Genomic DNA, 522 nt, shown 5'->3' on the forward strand with positions numbered 1-522 from the left:
CCTTGGTACTTATCCCTCGCTTCTACCAAAACAAAGTATCAACCGTTTATGAGCTACTGAAAGTGCGCTTTGGCGAGAAAACCAAACAGCGTGCAGGCGTGATGTATTTAGTCGGTCGAGTGTTCGCTTCAGGTGCCCGCCTCTACATGGCAGCGATTGCAGTCTCGATGATTCTGTTTACCAATATTGACCCTAGCAGCGTGGTGACTTCGGTTGTCATTTTAGTAGCCATCGGCCTTGCTTATACTTACATGGGTGGCATTCGTTCGGTTATCTGGAGTGACCTAATTCAACTTGTGGTTTATGTCGGCGCAGCCATTGCTGTAATCATCTATTTACTGGGGCAAATTCCAGCCGACTTCAGCCAAATAGCTCAAGTACTAGCAAACCCTGGCGAAGGCCAATCTTCTAAGCTGACCTTACTCGATTTCACTCTCGACTTTAGCCCTGCTGGCACTTTTAGTTTCTGGGCATGTATCACTGGTTTTGTCCTGTTGAACATTGGTGCATTTGGTCTTGATC

Annotated in this window: 1 protein-coding gene; it reads left to right on the top strand. The window is 46.9% G+C overall.

Annotated elements, in window-relative coordinates; all coding sequences use genetic code 11:
* Positions 1-522, top strand: a 522-nt coding sequence (locus tag AB4512_RS25015) for a sodium:solute symporter family transporter (RefSeq protein WP_408063701.1), incomplete at both ends; no start/stop codon positions are given.

The sequence above is a fragment of the Vibrio sp. 10N.222.52.B7 genome, assembly GCF_041474275.1.
Lineage (GTDB): Bacteria > Pseudomonadota > Gammaproteobacteria > Enterobacterales > Vibrionaceae > Vibrio > Vibrio crassostreae_C.